We start from the raw sequence: 24,266 nt of genomic DNA on the forward strand, positions 1-24,266 counted from the left end.
TCTGCAAGATTTCCTTATCTTTATAAGACTAACTATACTAAATTATGAACGAGAAAATAATTGATGATTTTTATACAGCTTTTAACAATTTAGATGGAGAAACAATGACGTCATTTTATCACGATGAGATTGTTTTTGAAGATCCTGCATTTGGTGTTTTAAAAGGTGAAAGTGCAAAAGTCATGTGGCAAATGTTATGCAATTCACAAAAAGGTAAAAATTTCAGAGTAGTACATTCTAATATTCAGTCTATGAACGGAAGTGGTTCTGCACATTGGGAAGCGTTTTATAACTTTAGTAAAACAGGTAGAAAAGTTCATAATAAAATAGATGCCTCCTTTGAATTTAAAGATGGTTTAATCATAAAACATACTGATATTTTCAATCTGCACAAATGGGCAAGACAAGCCATGGGCTTTAAAGGATTGCTCTTGGGTGGTTTTCCATTCTTTAAAACTAAATTAAATCAGCAAACCAATTATCTATTAGAAAAGTATATTAATGAAAAAAAGCTATCTAGTTAAGACTTAGATAGCTTTTTTTATAGCAATGTTTCTTTTTAGGGACTTTATTAGTTTACTTTATGTTTCATTGCATATTACTATATTCAAATCTTATGCCAATAATTTGTTATCTAAATTTAAATAATAGGTCCCAAATTCCCTTATTAACAAGAAAAACGGAAAATAAATTGGACAAAATAAAACCGAAAGCAAATTTTAACGATTAACTGTAGGCTTTCACCTTACCTTCTACCCCTTTAAAAAATGACTTCATGTAATCAAAATCAGCTTCAATATTCTCTGTTGGATAGAATGGTTCAGAAACCTTATTTTGTTTGTTTTTAAAGTCTAACGTGAACATAATAATGGGAACATTTGCTGCTTTTGCGATATAATAAAAGCCTGTTCTCCATTGGTCTACTTTTTTGCGAGTGCCCTCAGGTGCTAAAGCCAATCTAAATTCGTCCTCATCTTCAAACAATTTTGCAATGGCTTCAACTTTATTCTGACCTGAAGTTCTATCAATTGGTCTACCACCAATAGCCTTGAAATAATAATTAAAAGGCCATTTAAATAGTTCTTTCTTACCAATAAAATTGGTCTTAATATTCACTATTTGCCTTAGTAATAACCCAATAAAAAAGTCGTGCCAACTGGTATGAGGTACAGCAATAATTACTGCCTTCTTTACTGTATCCTTAGAAAAATTGGTGTTTCCAACAATTTTCCAGCCAAGAAGTTTAAAATAAATGAATTTTGATAACCAACGCATTCTACATCTTTTTGTAAAGCGTCATCAATTTTTCTCTGGTAATTTTAGAATTCCAGTTCTTGCCTATGGCATTTTCCCATAGAGGTTCTAGACTCAAAGCTACATTTATCATAATATCTATCTGATCATCATGTAAGTCTGCGCAAATACCTACAGGCAATTCTATATTATGTTTAGCCTTCATTTCTTTAAACATAGCAACACCTTTAGGATAATACTCGTCAAGATGATCAAAGACTATGCAGTTGCCTATGCCATGCTTTACACCTAATAAATAACTTAGACCATAGCTCAATGCGTGGGCAACACCTACTTGAGAATATGCGATACTCATACCACCATGCCAAGATGCCATCATTAATTTATCTTGAGACTCTTCCTCACACAAATTATCACCTAAGAAAATTTCTTTACAAAGCTCAAATGCCTTTTCACCATAACTTTGACTGAAAGCATTTAGATAAGTGCCATTTAAAGACTCTACACAATGTACAAAGCAATCCATACCAGTATAGAACCATTGATCTTTTGGTACATCTTTAGTTAATTCTGGGTCTAATACAACTTGATCAAACGGTGTGAAATCACTATTAATACCCAATTTTCTATCAGGTCCGGTCAATATTGTAGTTCTAGAAACCTCAGCACCTGTACCAGAAATTGTAGGAATACCAACATGGTAAATTGCTGGATTTTTAATTAAATCCCAACCTTGATAATCTTTAGATTCACCCTTGTTGGTGAGCATTAATGAAACTGCCTTGGCAATATCCATAACAATTCCTCCGCCAATACCTATAATACCCGAGGGCGATTCACTGAACTCAAGAATGATTTCTTCAACAAGCTTATCAATTTGAGAAGTTTTAGGTTCTTCTTTTGTAGGAACATATATGATTTTATCCTTATAGGACAACGAAATTCTTGAAGTTAGCCAATGGTTTCCTTTAAAAACATCATCAACATAAAATATGAATGGTGCGTTGCGTCCTTTGCGCTTTGGAGCTAAAATTTCATCTAATTGATTGAAACTTCCGCGTCCAAATATTACTCTAGACACCATTGGATAATTCTTATATATCATTTACTATAATTCTTAAACAAAAATAAAACTTAGTTTAATTATTTGCTTTGAAATACTTTAAAATTTCGGTTAAACTTTCTACTGTTTTATAGGATTTCCCATTTGTCTCCTTTTCTGTCACTTTTTCATGTTGCCAAGTTGTGTGAAATGGTACATGAATAGCTTGCGAACCAATATTAACTAAAGGCAAAATATCGGATTTTAAGGAATTTCCAACCATTAAAAATTCAGCAGGATTAATATCTAAATGCATTAATAACTTTGAATAGTTGCTTTCTTGCTTTTCACTTAACACCTCGATATGATGAAAATAATCTAACAAGCCAGACTTTTCAAGTTTACGTTCCTGGTCTAGTAAATCTCCTTTAGTTGCCAATATTAACCGATATTCTTTTGATAGTGTTTTTAGCACTTCTTCAACACCTTCTAATAATTCTATTGGTTTATTTATCATTTCTTTACCAATATCTAGAATCTGACTAATTATATCATTTGAAACCATTCCATTAGAAAGTTCAATAGCCAATTCTACCATTGATAAAACAAAACCTTTAACACCATAGCCATAAGTGATAAGGTTTTTCATTTCCATTCTAAATAGTTCTTGGTCTATTTTATTTGGAGTCTCATAATGAGACAACAAAATACCTACACGCTCTTCAGCTTCACGAAAATAAGTTTCATTAACCCAAAGGGTATCATCAGCATCAAAACCAATCACTTTTATATTCTCAAAATTTATTTCCACAAACGTTTTGCTCTTTCTAAATCTTCAGGTGTATCAATTTCTACGCCTTGGATTTCGGTTTCAACCATTTTAATTCGTTTACCATATTCTAGATATCTAATGCATTCTATTTTTTCAGTTGCTTCTATAAATTGCATTGGCAAAACCGTAAAATCTAATAATGCTTGCTTTCTAAATGCATAAATGCCTTTATGCTTAAAATACCTTGCTCCTGCATCTTTATCCCTTGGATAAGGAATTGCACTTCTAGAAAAATATAAGGCAAAACTATTTTGGTCTACAATAACCTTAACAGTATTTGGATTATTAATTTCATCCCAATCTGTAATTTCGACCATCAAAGATGCTAAATCTATTTCCTTTTCGACATCATCCTTAAAAACCTCTAGTACCTTGCGTAAACTTTCACGCTCCGTAAATGGTTCATCACCTTGAACATTAACAACAATATCACAATCTACCAATTCTACAGCCTCAGCAATTCTATCGCTACCCGACTCATGCTCTTTTTTGCTCATTATGGCTTTACCACCATTATTAACAATTTCGTCATATATAATAGAACTGTCCGTCACAACATAAACCTCACTGAAAAGTTCAGTAGCAACAGTGGCCTCATATGTGCGTAGAATTACAGATTTACCAGCCAAATTTTGCATTAATTTACCTGGAAATCTAGAAGCACTATAGCGTGCAGGTATCATTGATATAATCTTCATATATCTATTTTAACAAAATCAAAAATACGGGTTTAGGTTGATTTTCTTCGTTTAGGTTTTAACTTTTTGTACACTTTAAAAATCAAGTAAAAAAGTAGTAGAACTAAAACAATAGCTAATATTGGTAAAAAAATTGAAACAATAGACATTACAACTGACGTACCCGTTTCAATTGTTGAAACTAAGGGGTTTGCAATGCCAGCTGTTGATACTGTTGATCCTAGTCTAGTAGTACTCGTAGTACTTTTTATTGCAGCAGCTGTTCCTCCTCCTGCAATAATGGCCAATGCCCATGTAATTACAGGGCTTAAATCCGTAACAGTTGAAACCATAACTGCAGTGCCCGCTATAGTTGCCAAGGGTATTGCTATGCTATCTAATACATTATCGATAAGAGGTATGTAATAAGCAATAATTTCTACTAAAGTTGCTACTCCTAAAGTAATTATAGCTGTTGTACTACCAATCCAAGCCCAAGACTCGTTCAGTTCCCAAACATTAAAATAGGCTGCTAAACTCAAAGCAAAAAGTGGTAGAAAAACCCTAAAACCAACAGATGCTGCGAGACCGATGCCTAGAAAAATACTTAAAACTGTTTCTGTTGTCATAGTTCTAATTTAAGTCATTTTCAACAAACATTTCATTTTTAAATCCTATAAGATATAATTTCTCCTTAGCTCTTGTCACAGCAGTATACAACCATCTTATATAGTCTTTATCCATACCATTTGGCAAATAGGGCTGCTCCACAAAAATTGTGTTCCATTGTCCACCTTGCGACTTATGACATGTAATAGCATATGAAAACTTTACCTGTAATGCATTAAAGTATTTGTTGTTTTTTACACCTAAAAATCTTTTGTAATTTGATTTTTCATTTTCATAGTCTTTAGCGACTTCTTGGTATAATCTGTTTGATTCTTCATAACTTAAAGATGCACTTTCTACATCAATTGTATCTAGAAGCAAAACCGTTTCGAATGGACGCATTCTTGGATAATCTACCATTTTTACCTTCACTTCAGCAAATCTAAAGCCGTATAATTCCTTGATACTAAAAATCTCTAATACCTCAACTATATCACCATTTGCAATAAATCCTGCTTCGGTAGTTGGTTTTATCCAGAAATAATTATTCTTCACAACCATTAAATAATCACCTGCGGACAGCTCACTTTCATTAAATAAAATACGTTCTCTTATTTGTTTGTTATAAAGATTGGCTCGCTTATTACTTCTTACGATAATTGCTGTTTCTTCATAGCCATCATTGCTATAGGAATCATTAATTGCATCCATTATTTCATGACCATCAATTAATCGAACAATATCTTTGAAAGGATTTACATTAAATTTGAAACTCTCATAAAAATTAGATTCTAAGACGGCTCGTAGTTCTGTAGCATTTTCTAGAATACCAGAATCTTGTTCTTGTCTAACAACTTCATCCAATTCTATACTTGTGACATCTTTATTATAGTTAAGACTCAATTTGTCATCGTCTAATGCCGGACTTAAATCTGATTTTACAGGTGGTAATTGCGCTTTATCACCAATTAGCAATAATCTGCATTGGTGGCCAGAATACACATATTGCATTAAATCATCTAAAAGTGAACCGTTTTCAAATAGCTTTGAATCTGATGGGATATCTGGTATCATTGAAGCTTCATCAACAATAAAAATTGTATTTCGATGCTTGTTAGGTTGCATCACAAATTTTACACCACCACTCTTTTCTTTTTTAGGAAAGTATATTTTCTTGTGTATGGTAAATGCTTCTTTTTTAGAATAGTTTGAAATCACCTTGGCCGCCCTTCCTGTTGGCGCCAACAAAACTGCACTTTTCTTTGCTTGCCATAAATTAGACACCAAAGTTCCTATAATACTAGTTTTACCAGTACCTGCATAACCTTTTAATAAATAAATGCTGTTTGATGATTTGTCAAAAACGAATTGGGATAACTGCATTAACACCATATCTTGCTTGGATGTAGGCGTAAATGGAAATTTAGATTTTATTAAAGTGTAGAATGCAGAAGCATTGGTAATCATACATCAAAAAATATATAAGCAAGATAGTACTATTCTACATTTAAAAAAGGGTTATTTGATATAGCTGGTTATTTTGAATGATTTTTATTTAGATAGTTTTTACGAACAAAAAAAAATTGTAGATTTGCGATAGACCTAATTAATTAATAAGAATATGTTAAACGTAATCATTGCAATTGTAGTTATTATTTTATTGACCATTGGTATAGTATGGTTAATTGACAAGTTTGTACCTAGTAAAATTAAACCAGTAATAAACATCCTTTTATGGGGTTTAATAATTTACTTGGGATATATTACGTTCATGTCTGTTTACAAGGAGATTCAATTTAATCAACTAAAAGTAAAGCGATATGCAGTTGTAATCGAGCGGTTAATTGATGTTAGAGATACTCAATTAGCATATAAGGAGGTAAAAGGAGAATATGCAGACTCTTTTGATAAATTAATAAGCTTTATAGACGTTGATAGTGTTCCTATTACACAGAGGAGAGATACATTAATATTAGACGAAGAACGAACACGTGCATTTGGTGGTGTAGAAACTATGAAAACTATTACACTTATTGATACTTTAGACCATTGGTTTGTTAAAGATTCCATCTTTAGAGGTAGTGACCGTTATAAAAACATGGCTGATGTTGGTGTTGGTAAAGAAGGAAGTAAATTTACGCTTCAGGCAGGCAAGATAGAAGACATACCAGTATTTGAAGCTAGTGTTGAGAAAGCAATTATATTAGACGATCAAGAAAAGTACTTAATCGAAAAAGAAAAACAAGTTGTTTCGGTAGATGGTGTAAACGGACCAAAACTTTCAGTTGGTTCTATGGAAGAAGTTAATACTACAGGTAACTGGCCTAAAAACTATTCTAAAAAACAGTAGTTTTGACTAAAAATAATATTAAAGAACTGTCCATTCAAGTTAATTTGAATGGACTTTCTTTTTGCATTTTAAATAGAACTTCAAATACTGTAGAATATCTTAAAAACTTCATTTTTGAATCTAAGCTAACACCTTTTGACGTTTTGAATAGATTGAAAACAGAATTAAGTTCTAATATGGCTTTCGCTGATGATTTCAATGAAGTTCTCGTGATACATCAAAACGAATTAGCATCGCTTGTACCAAAACAGCTATATGATGATAAGTACAAAGCCGATTATCTAAAATTTAACTCTAAAATCCTAAAGACAGATTTTATTGCTACTGATGAATTAGTAATAAATGAAAGTATAAATGTCTATGTCCCTTTTGTAAATATTAATAATTTTGTTTTTGATACTTTCGGAACATTTATTTACAAGCATTCGTCTACAGTACTAATTGATTCGATATTACAAAGGGAAGAGAATTCAGAAACTTCCAAAGTATTTATTAATGTAAATACAACTAGCATAGAACTGGCTGTGTTTAATAATAAAGAATTGCAATTATTCAATGTTTTTGAATATTATAGTAAAGAAGATTTTATCTATTACATCCTTTTTGTATTTGAGCAACTAAAATTAGATACAGAAACAACACGTGTAGAATTAAGTGGTAACATTGATGTTAATGATGAACTATATAAAACTTTATACACTTATGTTAGACATGTAGACTTGTATAAATCGAATTATTCATTTAATTTTTCAGAAGAATTTGATGAAAAGAAACTTCATAATCACCATCTAATTCTAAATTCATTTTAGTGAGAATTATCTCTGGTACATATAAAGGTAGACGAATTACCGCACCAAAAAAATTACCGGTAAGACCAACAACAGATATGGCCAAAGAAGCATTATTTAATATTTTAAATAATCGGTATTATTTTGATGAAATTTCAGTGTTAGATTTATTCTCAGGTACTGGGAATATAAGTTATGAATTTGCATCTAGAGGAACAGAAAGAATTATGGCTGTAGATGAAAATTACGGTTGTATAAAATTTATAAATGAAACGGCTGAAGCCTTTGATATGCCTATCAATACAATGAAAAGTGATGTGTTTAAATTTTTAGAACAAACTAATGCTAAGCATACAATTATCTTTGCAGATCCTCCTTATGATTTTAACATAGAAGTCTTCTCTACAATACCTGAATTAGTATTTTCAAATGAATTACTTGAAGATGGTGGTCTACTCATTATAGAACATTCTAAACACACAAATTTAAGTGAACTAGAATACTACTCTAAAACTAAAAACTATGGTGGAAACGCCTTTAGCTTTTTTGAAAAATATTGATTCTCAATTATGTAGGTTTTTTCCTAATTAATTTTTTTGATTAATTTTAATAGCCTTTGCAACATATTGCATAACATTTCTCCTAAGAATTTCTTCTCTTATTAATGGTAAATAGCTATTAACTAAATTCAAAACAATCATGAAAATTCTTAAAGCAGGAGTATTACTCTTAATGACTTTATTGTTTGCATTTAACATTGCAAATGCACAAGACTACCAACCAACCATGTTCGCTGTACATACGGATAACGTTAAATTCGGAATGATGGCTCAATATGAAGAAGCAGCCAAAGAATTAAAAGCACATTGTGACAAGCACAATATAGAAGGAGCCAATTGGACGGCAATTAGTGTTGAAGATGGCAGATACGTCTACGTTACACCAATTAAAAACATGGCAGACCTAGACAAAAACCCAATGGGAAATTTAGGTGAAAAAATGGGCAAGGATGAATTGGGAAAACTTTTTGACAAGATGGATGACTGCTACGATTCACATAGTGACGCTGTAGTACATTATAGAGCAGACTTATCGCATATTCCAGAAGGTTACAATACGGAAGGTAAGAATCATAGAGAATATCATTTCATGTACTATTCCCCTAGACATTCGAAGGAAATGAACGAAGCAATGGGTAATGTAAAAAAGTTGTTTGAAACTAAAGGTGTAAAAAACGGTTATGAAGTTTATCATAGTGGATTTGGAAGTGAAGAAAGTTACTATATGGTCGCTATTGCTGGTTCAGACGACATGTCAATTGCCAAAGGTGGCATGGAAAATGACAAATTATTAGGTGAAGAAAAAGATGCTATTTTCTGGGAAGTAATTAAACTTGCAACAAAATATGACCAGGTAGAAGGAACTGTTAGACCAGACCTTAGCTATATGTCAACAAATAACAATAATTAAAACTAAAAAATAAGAACCCTTTATATCAAACTATAAAGGGTTTTTGAAAATTCAATAAAATAATAGAGAAAAATTATTATTATAATTCCACGAATCTTCATTCAGAGCCTACATTTTATTAATAAGAATATTAACCAAAAATCCATTATATGAAAAATTTATTAGTACTAGGAATTCTAATTATATTCCTAACTTCTTGTCGAGAACAAAAGCAAAGATATTTTGCAGAATCAGCAGAAACAAAAACCTTAGAAGCTGGAATAGCGGCTTATGAAAGCGGAGATTGGGATACATGGAAAAGTCATTTTGCTGATACTGCAAAAATTTATGTCAATTCTAAGGATGCCATAACATTAGAAACAAGAATAAAAGATCTAACTGCAATGACAGGCGCCTTTTCATCTTATGGTTTTGAAAAGGATGATGGTTATATTGAAATGGTACTTGACAAAGATGATGAAACTTGGGTATATTATTGGGGTCAGCATAATGGGACTATGGTGAATGGTACCAAATTGTCAATACCTGTTCATTTAGCAGTACAATTCGCAGATGGCAAAATTACCGCAGAGCACGTCTATTTTGATGGTACTGAAATGAATGCCGCAATAAGTGCCATGCAAGCTGAGGCTGAGGCTGAGGCAGAAACTGAATCTTCTGATGAATAAAACACTAATTATTTAATAATAAAAAAAACCTTCTTTAACAAGAAGGTTTTTTTATTTAGCAAATCTATAAGCCGAATTCTGTATATTTTCTATAAAGAAAAAGTTCTTATCATTTATCTGAGTTTATTGTTACCAATAAACTTTAGCTGTCTACCCTCCAACAATCGAGCGTGCAACTCTCAAGCGTTGGTTTACATGACATTGCACCACATAGAGTTTACCTGATTTCACTACAGCATTACCTGTACATACTTTCTGTTGCACTTTTCCTAGCCTTTCGGCCGGTGGCCGTTAACCACTATGTTGCACTACGGTGTTCGGACTTTCCTCCATTTCATAAATGAAACAGCGATAAGACAATTTGCATGAGCAAAAATACAGAAATTGTTAATAACTACTATTAATTTTAAGATTGTAAAAACAGCTATTTATTGGTTATTATTAAATTTGTAATTCAGTTAGTTTTCAATGGAACATTTCGTAGTATCGGCTCGTAAATACAGACCTCAGACATTTAAAGATGTTGTGGGACAACAGGCTATTACTAATACTTTATTAAATGCCATTGAAAACAATCATTTAGCCCAGGCCCTTTTATTTACAGGTCCGCGCGGTGTTGGTAAAACAACATGTGCACGTATTTTGGCTAAAATGATAAACAGTGATGGTAACACCCGTGAAGATGAAGATTTTGCCTTTAATATTTTTGAACTTGATGCCGCATCTAATAACTCAGTAGATGATATAAGAAGTCTTACGGATCAAGTAAGGATACCTCCTCAAATTGGTAAGTACAAGGTATATATCATTGATGAGGTTCATATGTTATCACAAGCTGCTTTTAATGCTTTTCTAAAAACTTTAGAGGAACCACCTAAACACTGTATATTTATTCTTGCCACAACTGAAAAGCACAAAATTATACCAACTATTCTTTCTCGTTGTCAAATATTTGATTTTAAGAGAATTACTGTAACAGACGCTAAAAATTATTTAAAGTTTATCGCTGATGAACAGGGTGTAAAAGCTGAAGATGACGCACTTCATATAATTGCCCAAAAAGCAGATGGTGCAATGCGTGATGCACTTTCTATTTTTGATCGAGTTGTGAGTTTCTCAGGCAAAAACTTAACAAGGCAAGCCGTAACCGAGAACTTAAATGTTTTAGATTATGAAACCTATTTTACTAGTACAGATTTAATTCTAGAAAATAAAATTCCTGATTTACTTTTACAATTTAATTCAGTATTGGCGAAAGGTTTTGATGGCCATCATTACATTGCTGGACTTGCGTCTCATTTTAGAGATTTAATGGTTTGCAAAAACCCTGAAACTATAGAATTGCTGGAAGTTGGTGAGGACACCAAACAAAAATATATAGAACAAAGTCAAAAGGCTTCTAATTCCTTTTTATTACAGGGTATTAATCTGGCAAACGATTGTGATTTAAAATATAAAACGAGTAAAAATCAACGCCTTCTTGTAGAATTAACTTTAATGCAATTAGCCTCTATCACTTTTGATGGAGAAAAAAAAAACAATAAACACTTTATAATATCACCTTCGTATTTTAAAGCAAGGGGAATTCAACCTGTTCCTGTCCAAATTCCTAAAAAAGAGCATATTCCTGAGGAAAAGACTGTAACTGAAGAAAAGGTATTAGTCGTGGAAGAGCCAATCAACAAAATAGTTGCAGAGCCGATAATTCCTAAAATTTCAATAACAAAACCTACCAAAGTTACATCTGGTCTTTCATTAAAAAGTATTAGAGAAAAGAAAGAGCATCAAATAAGACAACTTGATGTTGTCATCGATGAAGAAGATCTACCAAAAGAGCCTGTAAAACAAGAAGATTTAAACAACGCTTGGAATGAATATACTGAATCACTTCATAGAAAAGGTGAGAAAATATTAGCATCAATTTTTGAGATGGAAGTGCCAACAATAAAGGATTCGGCCATTTGCCTTACATATTCAAATAACACTAATAAGATTGAACTAGAACGTGCTCAATATCCATTATTGGCATATTTGAAGAAGACTCTGAAGAACTATGATTTATTTCTAAATATAACTGTTAATGAGGAGATTGCTAAAAAATATGCTTTCACACCACAAGAAAAATACGAAAAACTAAAAGAGAAAAATCCAAATATCGAAATGCTTAGAAAGACTTTTGGATTAGATATTTAATACAGATATTATGTTAGGATTAAAATTACCAACAGACCCAAGATGGGTTAATATTGTAGAAAAAAATATTGAAGAGATTTTAACCGACCACGCTTATTGCGAGCAAAAAGCTGCCAGTACTGCAATTTCATTAATAGTGAGTTTTCCAGAATATACTGAACTTGTACAGGAAATGACTGAACTCGTAAATGAAGAAATCAGCCATTTTAAAATGGTGCATGATAGAATTATTGAAAATGGTTGGATTCTAGGGAGAGATCGTAAAGATGAATATGTAATACAACTCTTGAAGTTTTTCCCAAAAGGCGGTAGCAGAACTACCCAGTTAGTGCATAGATTATTGTACGCGGCATTAATTGAAGCACGCAGTTGTGAAAGATTTAGATTATTATCAGAAGAATTAGAAGATAAAAAATTAGCAAAATTTTATAGAAAATTAATGATCAGTGAAGCCAGCCACTATACTATGTTTCTAAATTTTGCAAGAAAATATGGAGAACGAAAAGAAGTGGATGTAAAATGGCAACAGCTTCTTGATTATGAAGCTGAAATAATGAAAAATCTAGGGAAAAAAGAAACCATACATGGATAAAAAAAGCTTCGGTATTACCGAAGCTTTCTTATAGTTATATTCTTGTTTGTCGACTAAATCTTCATTCCAAATCCAAATTGTATTACATTATTTTTGGCTTCAATGGCAGTTGAATCTTCATCTAATATATTTGATAGACCAAAAGAAAATCTAGCGTCTACAAATAAATCTGAAGTGATCATATATTCCGCACCTAAAACACCTGAGAATGCAAATGTCGAAAAAGCATCTTCATTCTTCCATGTTTTCAATGCTATTTGGGGTCCTACTCCAAAAGTTAATCTGTCTGAGGTTGAAAGTCTTAACTGAATTGGTAACTGAATATAATCAGCTCTTAAATCTTCATCCTTGCCACCTTCTGCAGACCATTGTAGTTCTGTTAATAATGAAACAGTATCAGATAATCCAAATTCTGCAAAACCACCAAAGGCAAATCCATTACGGTGTTTATTTTCAAAATCAGCATCTGGATCAAAATCTAAATTAGAGATATTTAATGCTCCTCTTACTCCATAACTTGTACCTTGTCCAATACAAACACTTGTAAAACAAACAAACAAAATGGTTAATAAATAATTTTTCATAATAATAAATTTGAGACCGCCAATATAATTGAAAATTTTAAACTTATACTAAATGACTAGATTTAAAGGTATTATTTATAGTTAAAATCACATTTTTTCAAGTTTTTTACACTTTTTTACTTGACACTGTTTCGTAGTAAACACTTTTAATTATACCATCTGATAATCCAATCTTAGGAACATAAATATGTTTAGCTCCACTCCATTTCATTGCTGAAAGATAAATTCGGGTCGCAGGAATAATTACATCAGCCCTATCCTGATTTAAATTTAATTCAGTAATTCGTTCTTCGTAAGAATAGCTCTGTAGCATTTTATAATAAGTGGTTAGATAAAAATAGGTCAATGGTTTGCCAATGTCCTTTCCTGAAATCTTAAATATTTTATTAATATTACCACCAGACCCGATAAGTTCAATTTTAAAATAATGTTGGGTGTATTCTTTTATCCATTCCTCCAGTTCAACCCAAGTTTCATTCCTAACAATATCATTTAACAATCGTACAGTACCAATTTTAAAAGATTTTGATTGAACCTTTTTACCATTATGTATAATTGAGAACTCAGTACTACCACCACCAACATCAACATATAAATATGTTTTATTTGGGTCTATATATGTGTTTAAATCTGTTGCCGCAATAATAGCTGCCTCTTCTTCACCACCAATAATATCAATGCTAATGCCACAGGCATCAAATATCTTTTTTGTTAGAATATCACTATTACCCGCTTCTCTCATCGCTGAAGTTGCACAAGCTTTATAGCGGACAACACCATGAGATTTAATTAATAGGCTAAATGCTGTCATAGTATCTAGCATTCGTTGTTGGTTATACTCAGAGACTTCACCCTTCATAAATACATCTGCACCCAATCTAATAGGTACACGTACCAATGAATTTTTTTTAAAAACAACTGGTTTGTCTTTCTGTTCAATTGTATTTGAAATTAATAATCTAACTGCATTAGATCCTATATCTATAGCAGCATACTTCTGTATCTTCAGCATTTTACCCTTCTAGTTTTTTTAAATAATAATTATATGTTTCAAATTGCGACCTTACTTTCTTTTCACCATTTCTGAGGTATGTATTATCTTGAGTATCATTAATTATTCTGGCCTTTACATTATCACTCCAACTTATCGCAAATTGCTCCTGCAACTCATTTTTTATATCCTGATCATAAATCGGGCACGTCACTTCTACTCTGTTATCTATATTTCGAGTCATCCAATCTGCAGAGGAGATAAAAACTTTTGGATTATCATTATTCGCAAAAATAAATAATCGTGTATGTTCTAAAAACTTGTCAACAATACTTATCACTTCAATATTTTCACTCATATCTTCAATACCTGGTACCAAACAGCAAAGGCCTCTTATTATCATCTGTATTTTAACACCGGCCCTACTCGCTTCATAGAGTTTATCAACCATATCATAACTTGAAATGCTATTCATTTTTAGTTTTATATAGGCAGGTTTACCTTGTTTTGCATTTTCAATCTCATCATTAATTAAAGCAAAAAGTTTAGTCTTTGTATAATGAGGTGATGTAATAATATGCTTATATCTATGGATTTTATAATTCACTTCAAAGAATGCAAATACCTTATTTATATCTTTTAAGATTTTAGAATTTGCCGTTAGTAAAGTGAAATCAGTATAAACTTTAGCAGTAGATTCATTAAAATTTCCTGTACTTATAAAACCGTAACGTTTCAACTTACCTTCTTCCTCACGCTCTACAACACACATTTTACAATGTACTTTTAACCCAGTTACACCAAATAGCATTTTAACTCCAGCATCTTGCATTTGTTCCGCATAATTAATATTCGCTTCTTCATCAAAACGAGCTCTTAATTCAATGGATACAGTAACTTCCTTTCCATTTTTTGCAGCATTAATCAATGAACTAGCGACGTGAGAAATTTGTGCTAGTCTGTAAATTGTAATTTTTATGGTCTTGACACTAGGATCTAGTGCAGCTTCCCTTAAAAACTTAACTATATATGAGAATGTATGATACGGTGTATATACTAAATAGTCTTTTTCACTAATTGTTTTAAAAATACTTTTTTGAAGACTTAAACCTTTAACTGGCAGTGGATTAATTTTACTATAGAGTAAATTTGTTCTGCCCAAACTTGGAAAATCCATGTAGTCCCTTCTATTATGGTATCGTCCTCCTGGAATAATACTATCCTTAGAATCAATACCCATAATATTGAGTAAAAAATCTAATGTGTCACTATCAATTTTCTTGTCGTAAACAAATCTCACAGGATCACCGCTCTGTCTATGCTTTACACTACTCGATAGTTTTTCAATGAAACTCTTACTTAAATCACTATCAAAATCTAACTCACCATCCCGTGTAATTTTAATCATATGAGCAGTAATTGAGTCATAATTGAAAATATTGAACATGTCTGATAAACAATATCTAAGAATATCATCAACCATAATAATATAGTCAGAACCATTCTTTTTGGGTAAAACAATGAAACGATTCATTGTTTTTGAAATTTCAATTAATGCAAATTTGTCCTTACCATTAGAACTAGACATTTTTATTGTGAGGTAGGCTGCACTGTCCTTAAGCTCTGGTAAAGCTATTTCTTCATTTAAAATGATTACAACTAAAGCAGGGCTAAGCTCTTCATAGAAATACTTTTTAATAAAATCATGATGATCTGATTCAATTCCAGCTTCATCAATAATATGAATATTATGTTCTTCTAATTCCTTATAAATTGAAGCTAAGATTTCTTGACTTTCACTTTGCTGATTAATTACAACTTCAGTTATCTTTTCTAAAAGTTCCTCCGCTTTTATTCCACCAAGCTGACTTTTACCTTCTTTACCAGCTTCATAAATTCGCTTTACGGTGGCATATCTTACTTTAAAAAACTCGTCCAAATTATTGGAAAAAATTCCAAGAAACCTAAGTCGTTCAATTAAGGGAACACTTTCGTCGGTAGCTTCTTGTAGTACTCTTGCATTAAATTGTAACCAGCTAAGTTCTCTATTTATATAATTGTTTTTGTGTTTAACCATTATCGTAATTCCTTCGGGACGATTATTAATTCTGTTTTTCCTTTTTCTAATGATTTCCAGTTATTAATATCAAAATTAATCTTCACTAAACCACTTGTTGGTAAATTATCAATAAATCTGTCGCCAAAGATATTAGAAATAGACGTGAATGCATGATTATGTCCAAATATCATTACGGAATCTATGTCATCATCCAAATTTTTTATAAATCCAATAACACTTCTACCGTTAAAATCATACAAATCATCGATAATCGTCACCTTATTTTCACTTTTTTCTGAAGTTTTTAAGAATATTTTACACGTTTCATGGGCTCTTTTAGCAGGACTTGAAAAAATTTTGTCAGGCATTTCTTGGTATCTTAAGAAATAACGTGCAACAAGTCTAGTATCATTTAAACCTCTGGTTTTCAGAGGTCTTTGCCTATCACCAACGTCATAATTCCAAGATGATTTGCCATGTCTAACAAGAATAAGTGTCTTCATAAAACTCGTTTAAATGCATTTTTTATCGATAAAATGTTGCGTATGTCCGTTTTAACGATTATTTTGCCGCTTCAACTCTAATGTTTGTATATATGTATTTATATAAGTTCATTTGTTTGTAAAATTAATGTAAATGACCCCAAATCAAAAATATATTAATCCCTCCGTGAGCGATTTTGCATTAATAATACTTCCCTCAGTATTTCAAGTAAAACAAAAACAAATGATGTTAAACGAGTAGATTCTATGCTGCACTAATTAATGCAGTTTTAGTTTTTGTGCTTTAGCGCCATATGGTATTAGTAGTTATTATGTGTAATATGAGAAATAAGTACAATTGTATTTCAGTATTAAGTAAATTGAAAAGACATTATATTTTAATGTTATTTCTTGTTATTCCATTTTTTGGAATAGCTCAAGCTGTTGGGCAACAAGAGCCCTCAATAAGGACAGGTGTAACATTCCAATGGGTAGATATTCAAGATATCAATGGTAATGGTGATATCGATGGTACCGAAAATAACAGGGCAGCAACAATTCAATCAATTACTGTAAATGGTGACATTTTTAGTACTTTCGCCGTACCATCAGCTTACCAATTAACACGTTTAGGTCCCGGAGGAAATAACCCTAACGGTATAGTACTTAATAGTCAAAATGCCGTACCACCATTTACTGCAGGTCCTTTCAGCGGTGAGATAATAGGTAATAGCTCCTCAGCAACTTTGAACATAAATGATAACAACCCATGGGATGATGCGGCCTTAGCAGCTTTTCAATCACGTAATCTTAACTTTTTCTTTGCATCAAATGGCAATGGACGCAATATATGTTTGGATTTTGACGAGGCAAATGGAAATAATGGTTCTGCCGAAACAGATGCTCAATTACAAACAATATTTTATGATCCTGCTATTCCATCAAATGCTGGTGGGATTTTAGCTGTTACAGAACGAGGTGGTAATAACTGTTTCTATGTCAGAATGATTGGAACCTTACCTGGAGAAACAGTAGAAAAAGTATTAGGGGATACATTTGTTAGAACAGATGGTAACTTAACAGGTGGTGATGGACCTAATCCTCCTTCTGGAGGGCTTGCACCTGCATCAGGCTCCGATTATTGGGAATCTGATAGAGAAATTGATAATGGTCAGTCTATTGCTATAGCTCTTTATGAGCTTAATAGGATTGCGCCCACAGGGTCGATGATTACTAGGATTGAATTTGTTTCTGCAACAACTGATGATGGTGACGGAAAATTTTTCATTTTACAGAAATATGCGGTCGACCAACAACAATTTGAATGTATAGATGGAACCGCCTCTGGTAATTTAGGTAAAACAAATAATGTACCACCAGGCTCGACATTTACACTTATTACGCCACCTAGCCCAACGGGACAATCTTTTACATTTAACACAAATGGAACGTACACTTATGAGCCAACACCAGGTTTTATTGGTGATGTAACTTTCGAGTTTGAAGTATGCTTACCCGCACCAAATACACTTGTATGTGACAGAGCGATAGTAACAATGTCATTTGTAGAACTACCTGATGATCCAACTTTTACTATTAGTTGTAATAGTTTTCCAAATGATTCTAATATAACTGTTACCAGTCCATTAGGATCTGAATATGAATATACAATTGATGGCGGTACTAATTATCAAGATTCTACTGATTTTAATAATTTACCTCCTGGGAGTTATACCCTTTTAGTTAGAAATAAGTTGGTTGGTTGTGAAACGCCTTATACAAGTAATCCAATATTAATAACATTACTCAATGCAACAGCAGTTGAAACAGATGTAGACTGTTATGGAGAGAATACCGGTTCTATTGACCTAACAGTTAATGGTGGTTATGCACCATACACATTTTCATGGAGCAATGGAGCAACAACTGAAGATCTCAACAATATTGGTGCTGGTACTTATACAGTTTCAATTACAGATAGTAATGGATGTACTTATACTGATAGCTATACGATTTCAGAACCTTCTGAAGCACTAAATATTTCTTCTGCAAATATTACAGATGTCTCTTGTAATAATGGTGGAGATGGTGCAATTGATATTACGGTATCAGGTGGCACAGCACCATACTCATACAGCTGGAGCAATACTGCTCTAGTAGAAGATTTAACAGATCTAGGAGCTGGCACCTATACAGTCACAATTACAGATGCTAATGGATGTGAAGTTATACAAAACTACACAGTCAATCAACCAGCTGCAGCTGTTGATGTAACTATAGTTGCACAAGCAGATGTAGTTTGTTCTGGTGATAGTGTCGGTGAAGTTACCGTTGCAGGAAGTGGCGGTGTCCCACCATATACGTATTCTATAGATAACGGACTTAATTATCAAAGTTCTCCAACATTTTCATCATTACCAGCTGGTAATTATACGATAACTGTTAAGGATGCTAATGACTGTACCGATACTGTTAACTATATGATTAGCAGTACAAACGGTCCTATTCCAGTATTTACTTATGCTCCAGATGTAGAATGTGGATACGAGATTAACTTTGATGCTAGTACATCAATAGACAATAATGGAAATAATTATAATTTAAAATTTGACTGGGATTTTGAATACGATGGCACTTTTGTTAAGGATGATAGTGGCGTTAATAAATCATATGAATATCCTGGTTGTGGCACATATACTGTAGCTTTACAGGTAGAGGATCCTGATGTACCAGAGCCATGTAATGTAGCAACATATGTTACCACCATAACAGTTGAAGACAATATAGCACCTTGGTTTACAGATTTTCCAATTGATGAAAACAACAATCAGCCATGTGCTTCTTTCCCAATATTAAAATTTAACAATCCTTATACTCAAGAACCAGGCTTCGGAGATAATGACGGCGTTGTAGAGGAAGGCGAAAAATTCCGATACCCTAATGTTTCAACAGGTATGGATGTGTTGGTTACCATTGTAGATATTAATAATGTAACGCTTCAAGACTTAGATCTTAACGATTCTGAACCCAATGCCTTTAAGCCAAGTACAGCTTGGAATTTTACAGATAAAGATGACTTTGGTTATGTAGAATTTTTATTTGAATTTGTAGAAGTTGGTACAACAATTCCTTACGCAATACCCGAATTTATCGCTAACTTTAATGATATAGATGGTCAAGAAGCGTACTCAGAGCAAAATTGGTCTATAACCCCAACTAACTATACGGTAGATAATCCTACGGATTTAGATCTAGATTTAAATCCATCTAATAATGCAGGTTGGATGTTAGCTACAGGTCCAGATTTTTCATTTCCAGGTGGTCTAAGTAATAATACTACGGTAAACCTTACCACAACACATACTAGCTCTACTAATTATAGATTTAGAGTTGGTGGTGTAGCTTTTGAAGATGGTGCTTCTTCCAGTGGTCGCTTACACAATGTAACATTTTCTTGTTTGGCTAATTATGAAAACCCAGAAACTATTACAACAGAAATAACTGTTAATTGTGAAGACTTAGAACCATTAGAGCTACTAGAAGCAGAAGATAACTGTGATGGCGATGTTGTAGTAACTGCAAATGAAGTTATTTCAGATCAGACTTGTGGTAACAACTATACAATCACAAGAACATGGACAGCAACTGATGCATGTGGCAATGTAAGTGAGCGTTCACAAATTATTCATGTAGAAGATAATGAAGGCCCAACCTTTGTTGTACCTAATGATATAACTATTGATTGTTTTGACGACCTTACAGACTTAACAGTTACAGGTGAAGCTGAAGATCCAGAAGATAACTGTACAGATGGAGCTTCATTAACAGTTACTTACACAGATGATATTGTTCCAGGAAGTTGTGTTAATCAAGCAGTAGTTACTCGTACTTGGAGATTGGAAGACGAATGTGGAAATGTAACAACTGAAGACCAAATTATTACTGTAGAAGACGACGAGGCTCCAGATTTTGATAGACCTTCTGATATTACAGTAGATTGTACAGTAGACACCTCAGATACGTCAATAACTGGTATACCTACTAATGAAATTGATAATTGTTCTACAAATCTAACAATTGCATATACAGATATTATTAATCCAAAAGGATGTGATAACGAATATGAAATTACGAGATTGTGGACAGTCACTGATGAGTGTAATAACGTAAGGACCAAGCCTCAAAAAATTACAGTTGAAGATGAAATCAATCCAACATTTACAGTTCCTGCAAATATTACAATAAATTGTGACCAGGATGAAACTGATTTAACCCTTACGGGAGAACCGCAAGATATCGTAGATTGTGATGACAATCCAAGTGTTAGTTATGTTGACAATATTACTGCTGGTTCTTGTCCTAATGCTTATACAATCACAAGAACTTGGACAGTTGAAGATGATTGTGGTAATGAAACAGTATTAGACCAAATCATTAATGTTGTAGATACAACAAACCCTACAATTGTTGGTGTTCCTGCTGATACGTCTGCAGAATGTGATGCAATTCCATTACCAGCAAATCCAATCGCTTCAGACAATTGCGATACAGATGTAGACCTAACATTAACTGAAAATATTATTCCAGGCTCTTGTCCAAGTACATATACGCTTCAAAGAATTTGGACAGCAACAGATGATTGTGGAAATGATACAATTCAAGTTCAAAACATATCGGTAACAGACAATACCAATCCAATACTTTCAGGTATTCCAGCTGATGTGACTGTTGAGTGTGACAATATTCCTGATCCAGCAATACCAAGTGCTTCTGATAATTGTGATGCCAATGTAGATATTGCATTTAATGAAACTACAGCACCTGGTACATGTCCTAATAGTTTTACATTAACCAGAACATGGACTGCTACAGATGATTGTGGCAACAGTAGTGTAGCATCTCAAACTATTACGGTTGAGGATACTACCGCACCGACATTTAATGAGAGTTTACCAACGGATGTAACCGTAACACCTTCAACAATACCATCAGCCGCTGTTTTAACAGCAACTGACAATTGTGATACTGATGTACCTGTAACTTTTAATGAAGTTGAAAACGGAAGTTATTGTGATCCTTCATACACAATAGAACGCACTTGGAATGCGATAGACGATTGTGGCAATACCATAGAACACATTCAATACATAACAGTTACCAACCCAGTACTTACTGCTACAATTAATACTGTTACTAATGTTTTATGTAATGGTGAAAAAACAGGAAGTATAGATGTTAATGTTACAGGAGGTACTCCACCATACACCTATTTATGGTCAGATACTTTTGCTACTACAACTCAAGATTTGAATAACGCAAATGCAGGTGCATACACAGTTATTGTCACAGACAGTAATGGGTGTACAACTTCTGTTGGTGCAACAATAAATGAACCTTCTAGCCCATTAAGTCTCAACATTAGCAAACAAGATGCCACAACAGCGCAAGGTTGCTCAAATGGCGAGGCAACTGTGTCCGTATCTGGAGGAACACCTCCTTATACTTATGCATGGAGTAATGGTCAAACTACTGCTACAGCAACTGGATTAAACGACACAACGCATTCCGTAACAGTTACGGACGCAAATGGTTGTCAATCAACACAAAGCATCGTAATATCTTGTGTAAATACATGTGATACTGAAATTACGATAGATAATGTAACGGATGTATTATGTACTGGAGACGCAACTGGATCTGGTACTGTTTCTGCAAATTCATTAGCAAACTCAAGTGCAACATTTACATTTACTTGGAGTAACGGTCAGGTTGACAGTGGTGTAACTTCTAGTACCTTAAATAACGTTGTCGCAGGAGTTTATACTGTAAGCGTAACAATTGATGGAACTGTTTGTCAACCCGTTGAAGATACAATTTCTATAACTGAACCTAGTAATGTTTTAAATGTTACGGCTTCTTCGACTGATGAATTAGGCCCTTCTACTGGTGATGGTACGGCTACAGCTACCACAACTGGTGGTGTAGAACCATATACTTATTCGTGGAGTAATGGAGAAACTACAGAAACTATTACTAATTTATCCGCTGGTACTTATACGGTAGATGTTACTGACACTAACGGGTGTACCGATCAAACTACGGTAACCGTTAATCCTGGTACGTGTTTAAACTTATCGGTTTCCGGATCATCGTCTCCTGTCATTTGTAATGGAGAAAGCAACGGTAGTGTTGCTGCCACTGTAACTGGTGGTTCTGGTAATTTTAGTTATGCTTGGGATTCAATTCCTGATACAACCCTATCAGTAAATAACTTACCTGCCGGTGATTATACAATTACCGTAACAGATAATGTTACGGCATGTACTTCAAATACTACAATTACTATTAACGAACCTAATGCATTGAGCTCTGGTATTGCTGTTACTAATGTATTATGTAAAGATGATGCTACCGGTTCTCTTGACTTAACTGTCAATGGCGGTGTTTCTCCTTATACATTCTTATGGAGTGACGGGTCTACCAATGAAGATCTTATTAATGTTATTGCTGGTACATATAGCGTAACTATTACTGATGCTAATGGATGTACGTCAACTGACTCTGCAACCATTATAGAACCAGCAACCAACGTATCTATTTCACTTGTATCGCAAACTAACATCGATTGTTTAGGAAATTCCAATGGTGAATTTACTGTTCAAGGTAATGGAGGTGTACCACCTTACACCTACTCTATTGATAATGGTGTAACTTATCAAGTATCTGATACGTTTTCAGGGCTTACAGATGGTGATTACACCGTAACTGTGCAAGATGCTAATGGCTGTACATTAAATACTTTAGTGATTACACTTACAACTGACGATATTGAAAGTCCAGAGATTACTGTACCAAGTACAGTTACTATCGAAGGATGTTCAACTTCTGATATTACATCTTTAAGTGCAGTGTTTAACTTTAGTACTACGCAATCTTCAGACGTGCAATCAACTTTTGCAACTAATTCTGAATATAATGCCACTGATGATTTTAATATACAAAGTATAACTTATATTGATGTTGTAACATCAACGGATAATTGTCCAATAATTGTGTTGAGAACATTTACAATTACAGATAACTGTTCTAATACTGCTACTGCAACACAAACAATCACAGTTGAGGATACAACGCCTCCTACTATTACGGTTCCTTCCGATGTAACCATCGAGTGTACCGAGGATGAGTCTTCTGCAAACACTGGCGTGGCTACCGGTGCGGATACTTGTGGTTCTGTAACTATTACGGAGTCTGATGTTGAGACGGCTTCTTGTGGAAATACCAAAACGATTACTAGAACCTGGACGGCTACCGACGAATGTGGCAACAGCGTGTCTGCTGACCAGACGATTACGGTTGAGGATACAACGCCTCCTACTATTACGGTACCTGCCGATGTAACCATCGAGTGTACCGAGGACGAGTCTTCTGCCAATACTGGTGTGGCTACTGGTGCCGATACCTGTGGTACGGTAACCATCACGGAGTCTGATGTTGAGACGGCTTCTTGTGGAAATACCAAAACGATTACTAGAACCTGGACGGCTACCGACGAATGTGGCAACAGCTTGTCTGCTGACCAGACGATTACGGTTGAAGATACAACGCCTCCTACTATTACGGTACCTGCCGATGTAACCATCGAGTGTACCGAGGACGAGTCTTCTGCAAACAC

The 24,266-nt window shown here is 33.6% G+C and carries 19 protein-coding genes and 1 other RNA gene; 9 read left to right on the forward strand and 11 right to left on the reverse strand.

What is annotated here, in order from left to right; translation table 11 throughout:
• Window positions 1-44 precede the first annotated feature (44 nt).
• A complete protein-coding gene (locus ACFWV9_RS15720) occupies window positions 45-524 on the forward strand; it encodes a nuclear transport factor 2 family protein (RefSeq protein WP_411896188.1) in 480 nt (159 codons plus the stop codon).
• 202 nt (window positions 525-726) lie between these two features.
• On the opposite strand, the gene ACFWV9_RS15725 is transcribed toward ACFWV9_RS15720, so the two are convergent.
• Genes ACFWV9_RS15725 through ACFWV9_RS15750 form a run of 6 tightly spaced genes read right to left on the reverse strand, consistent with a single transcriptional unit; the run spans window position 727 to window position 5,881 of the window.
• Entirely contained in the window at window positions 727-1,275 is a 549-nt protein-coding gene (locus ACFWV9_RS15725; protein ID WP_411896189.1) for a 1-acyl-sn-glycerol-3-phosphate acyltransferase, read from the reverse strand.
• A 1-nt stretch (window position 1,276) separates the two neighbouring features.
• Entirely contained in the window at window positions 1,277-2,359 is a 1,083-nt protein-coding gene (locus tag ACFWV9_RS15730) for an iron-containing alcohol dehydrogenase family protein (RefSeq protein WP_411896190.1), read from the reverse strand.
• A 34-nt stretch (window positions 2,360-2,393) separates the two neighbouring features.
• A complete protein-coding gene (locus ACFWV9_RS15735; protein ID WP_411896191.1) occupies window positions 2,394-3,107 on the reverse strand; it encodes an HAD family hydrolase in 714 nt (237 codons plus the stop codon).
• Complete coding sequence (kdsB, locus tag ACFWV9_RS15740; protein WP_411896192.1) at window positions 3,098-3,826, reverse strand: 3-deoxy-manno-octulosonate cytidylyltransferase; 729 nt, start codon at window positions 3,824-3,826, stop codon at window positions 3,098-3,100. The genes ACFWV9_RS15735 and kdsB overlap by 10 nt, the downstream gene beginning before the upstream one ends.
• Before the next feature lie 32 nt (window positions 3,827-3,858).
• Window positions 3,859-4,434 (reverse strand): DUF4126 domain-containing protein, encoded by a 576-nt coding sequence (locus tag ACFWV9_RS15745; protein WP_411896193.1) that lies wholly within the window; start codon window positions 4,432-4,434, stop codon window positions 3,859-3,861.
• Window positions 4,435-4,438: 4 nt separating this feature from the next.
• Window positions 4,439-5,881: an ATP-dependent RecD-like DNA helicase gene (locus ACFWV9_RS15750; protein WP_411896194.1), complete on the reverse strand. Its 1,443-nt coding sequence runs from the start codon at window positions 5,879-5,881 to the stop codon at window positions 4,439-4,441.
• 154 nt (window positions 5,882-6,035) lie between these two features.
• Between ACFWV9_RS15750 and ACFWV9_RS15755 the strand changes: the two genes are divergently transcribed.
• The 5 genes from ACFWV9_RS15755 (at window position 6,036) to ACFWV9_RS15775 (ending at window position 9,690) form a co-directional block, all read left to right on the forward strand.
• Window positions 6,036-6,764 (forward strand): hypothetical protein, encoded by a 729-nt coding sequence (locus ACFWV9_RS15755; protein WP_411896195.1) that lies wholly within the window; start codon window positions 6,036-6,038, stop codon window positions 6,762-6,764.
• Window positions 6,765-6,766: 2 nt separating this feature from the next.
• Window positions 6,767-7,573: a DUF3822 family protein gene (locus ACFWV9_RS15760; protein WP_411896196.1), complete on the forward strand. Its 807-nt coding sequence runs from the start codon at window positions 6,767-6,769 to the stop codon at window positions 7,571-7,573.
• Window positions 7,573-8,112 carry an RsmD family RNA methyltransferase gene (locus ACFWV9_RS15765; protein WP_411896197.1) on the forward strand — a complete coding sequence of 180 codons (540 nt, stop codon included), beginning with the start codon at window positions 7,573-7,575 and terminating at the stop codon, window positions 8,110-8,112. Before ACFWV9_RS15760 ends, ACFWV9_RS15765 begins: the two co-directional genes overlap by 1 nt.
• Before the next feature lie 139 nt (window positions 8,113-8,251).
• Entirely contained in the window at window positions 8,252-9,022 is a 771-nt protein-coding gene (locus ACFWV9_RS15770) for a hypothetical protein (protein WP_411896198.1), read from the forward strand.
• Window positions 9,023-9,171: 149 nt separating this feature from the next.
• Window positions 9,172-9,690: a nuclear transport factor 2 family protein gene (locus ACFWV9_RS15775; protein ID WP_411896199.1), complete on the forward strand. Its 519-nt coding sequence runs from the start codon at window positions 9,172-9,174 to the stop codon at window positions 9,688-9,690.
• A gap of 51 nt (window positions 9,691-9,741) precedes the next feature.
• On the opposite strand, the gene rnpB is transcribed toward ACFWV9_RS15775, so the two are convergent.
• Window positions 9,742-10,058, reverse strand: an RNA gene (rnpB, locus tag ACFWV9_RS15780) — RNase P RNA component class A.
• A 100-nt stretch (window positions 10,059-10,158) separates the two neighbouring features.
• Between rnpB and dnaX the strand changes: the two genes are divergently transcribed.
• Together dnaX and ACFWV9_RS15790 are read left to right on the forward strand one after the other, a co-directional pair.
• The gene (gene dnaX / locus ACFWV9_RS15785; RefSeq protein ID WP_411896200.1) at window positions 10,159-11,883 is read left to right on the forward strand and encodes a DNA polymerase III subunit gamma/tau; all 1,725 of its coding nucleotides are present in this window, start codon (window positions 10,159-10,161) and stop codon (window positions 11,881-11,883) included.
• A 10-nt stretch (window positions 11,884-11,893) separates the two neighbouring features.
• On the forward strand, window positions 11,894-12,475 hold the full coding sequence (locus ACFWV9_RS15790) for a tRNA-(ms[2]io[6]A)-hydroxylase (RefSeq protein ID WP_411896201.1): 582 nt from the start codon (window positions 11,894-11,896) through the stop codon (window positions 12,473-12,475).
• A gap of 53 nt (window positions 12,476-12,528) precedes the next feature.
• Here the strand turns inward: ACFWV9_RS15790 and ACFWV9_RS15795 are convergent, their stop codons facing one another.
• The 4 genes from ACFWV9_RS15795 to ACFWV9_RS15810 all read right to left on the reverse strand — a co-directional run bounded on the left by ACFWV9_RS15795 (window position 12,529) and on the right by ACFWV9_RS15810 (window position 16,612).
• Window positions 12,529-13,059, reverse strand: coding sequence for a porin family protein (locus tag ACFWV9_RS15795; protein WP_411896202.1), 531 nt, complete (start codon window positions 13,057-13,059; stop codon window positions 12,529-12,531).
• A 106-nt stretch (window positions 13,060-13,165) separates the two neighbouring features.
• Entirely contained in the window at window positions 13,166-14,071 is a 906-nt protein-coding gene (locus tag ACFWV9_RS15800) for a Ppx/GppA phosphatase family protein (protein WP_411896203.1), read from the reverse strand.
• 1 nt (window position 14,072) lies between these two features.
• Complete coding sequence (gene ppk1, locus ACFWV9_RS15805; protein ID WP_411896204.1) at window positions 14,073-16,127, reverse strand: polyphosphate kinase 1; 2,055 nt, start codon at window positions 16,125-16,127, stop codon at window positions 14,073-14,075.
• Window positions 16,127-16,612: a SixA phosphatase family protein gene (locus ACFWV9_RS15810; protein WP_411896205.1), complete on the reverse strand. Its 486-nt coding sequence runs from the start codon at window positions 16,610-16,612 to the stop codon at window positions 16,127-16,129. The genes ppk1 and ACFWV9_RS15810 overlap by 1 nt, the downstream gene beginning before the upstream one ends.
• Window positions 16,613-16,992: 380 nt before the next feature.
• Here ACFWV9_RS15810 and ACFWV9_RS15815 point away from each other — a divergent pair.
• On the forward strand, window positions 16,993-24,266 hold a 7,274-nt coding region (locus tag ACFWV9_RS15815), incomplete at its 3' end, for a hypothetical protein (RefSeq protein ID WP_411896206.1).

It is taken from the genome of Winogradskyella sp. A2 (genome assembly GCF_046762865.1).
Lineage (GTDB): Bacteria > Bacteroidota > Bacteroidia > Flavobacteriales > Flavobacteriaceae > Winogradskyella.

Coding starts and splice junctions, on each gene's coding strand:
- ACFWV9_RS15745 (WP_411896193.1), bottom strand. CDS start 4,434: ATGACAACAGAAACAGTTTTAAGTATTTTTCTAGGCATCGGTCTCGCA.
- ACFWV9_RS15770 (WP_411896198.1), top strand. CDS start 8,252: ATGAAAATTCTTAAAGCAGGAGTATTACTCTTAATGACTTTATTGTTT.
- ACFWV9_RS15750 (WP_411896194.1), bottom strand. CDS start 5,881: ATGATTACCAATGCTTCTGCATTCTACACTTTAATAAAATCTAAATTT.
- ppk1 (WP_411896204.1), bottom strand. CDS start 16,127: ATGGTTAAACACAAAAACAATTATATAAATAGAGAACTTAGCTGGTTA.
- ACFWV9_RS15725 (WP_411896189.1), bottom strand. CDS start 1,275: ATGCGTTGGTTATCAAAATTCATTTATTTTAAACTTCTTGGCTGGAAA.
- ACFWV9_RS15775 (WP_411896199.1), top strand. CDS start 9,172: ATGAAAAATTTATTAGTACTAGGAATTCTAATTATATTCCTAACTTCT.
- ACFWV9_RS15800 (WP_411896203.1), bottom strand. CDS start 14,071: ATGCTGAAGATACAGAAGTATGCTGCTATAGATATAGGATCTAATGCA.
- ACFWV9_RS15795 (WP_411896202.1), bottom strand. CDS start 13,059: ATGAAAAATTATTTATTAACCATTTTGTTTGTTTGTTTTACAAGTGTT.
- ACFWV9_RS15790 (WP_411896201.1), top strand. CDS start 11,894: ATGTTAGGATTAAAATTACCAACAGACCCAAGATGGGTTAATATTGTA.
- ACFWV9_RS15730 (WP_411896190.1), bottom strand. CDS start 2,359: ATGATATATAAGAATTATCCAATGGTGTCTAGAGTAATATTTGGACGC.
- ACFWV9_RS15810 (WP_411896205.1), bottom strand. CDS start 16,612: ATGAAGACACTTATTCTTGTTAGACATGGCAAATCATCTTGGAATTAT.
- ACFWV9_RS15720 (WP_411896188.1), top strand. CDS start 45: ATGAACGAGAAAATAATTGATGATTTTTATACAGCTTTTAACAATTTA.
- kdsB (WP_411896192.1), bottom strand. CDS start 3,826: ATGAAGATTATATCAATGATACCTGCACGCTATAGTGCTTCTAGATTT.
- ACFWV9_RS15755 (WP_411896195.1), top strand. CDS start 6,036: ATGTTAAACGTAATCATTGCAATTGTAGTTATTATTTTATTGACCATT.
- dnaX (WP_411896200.1), top strand. CDS start 10,159: ATGGAACATTTCGTAGTATCGGCTCGTAAATACAGACCTCAGACATTT.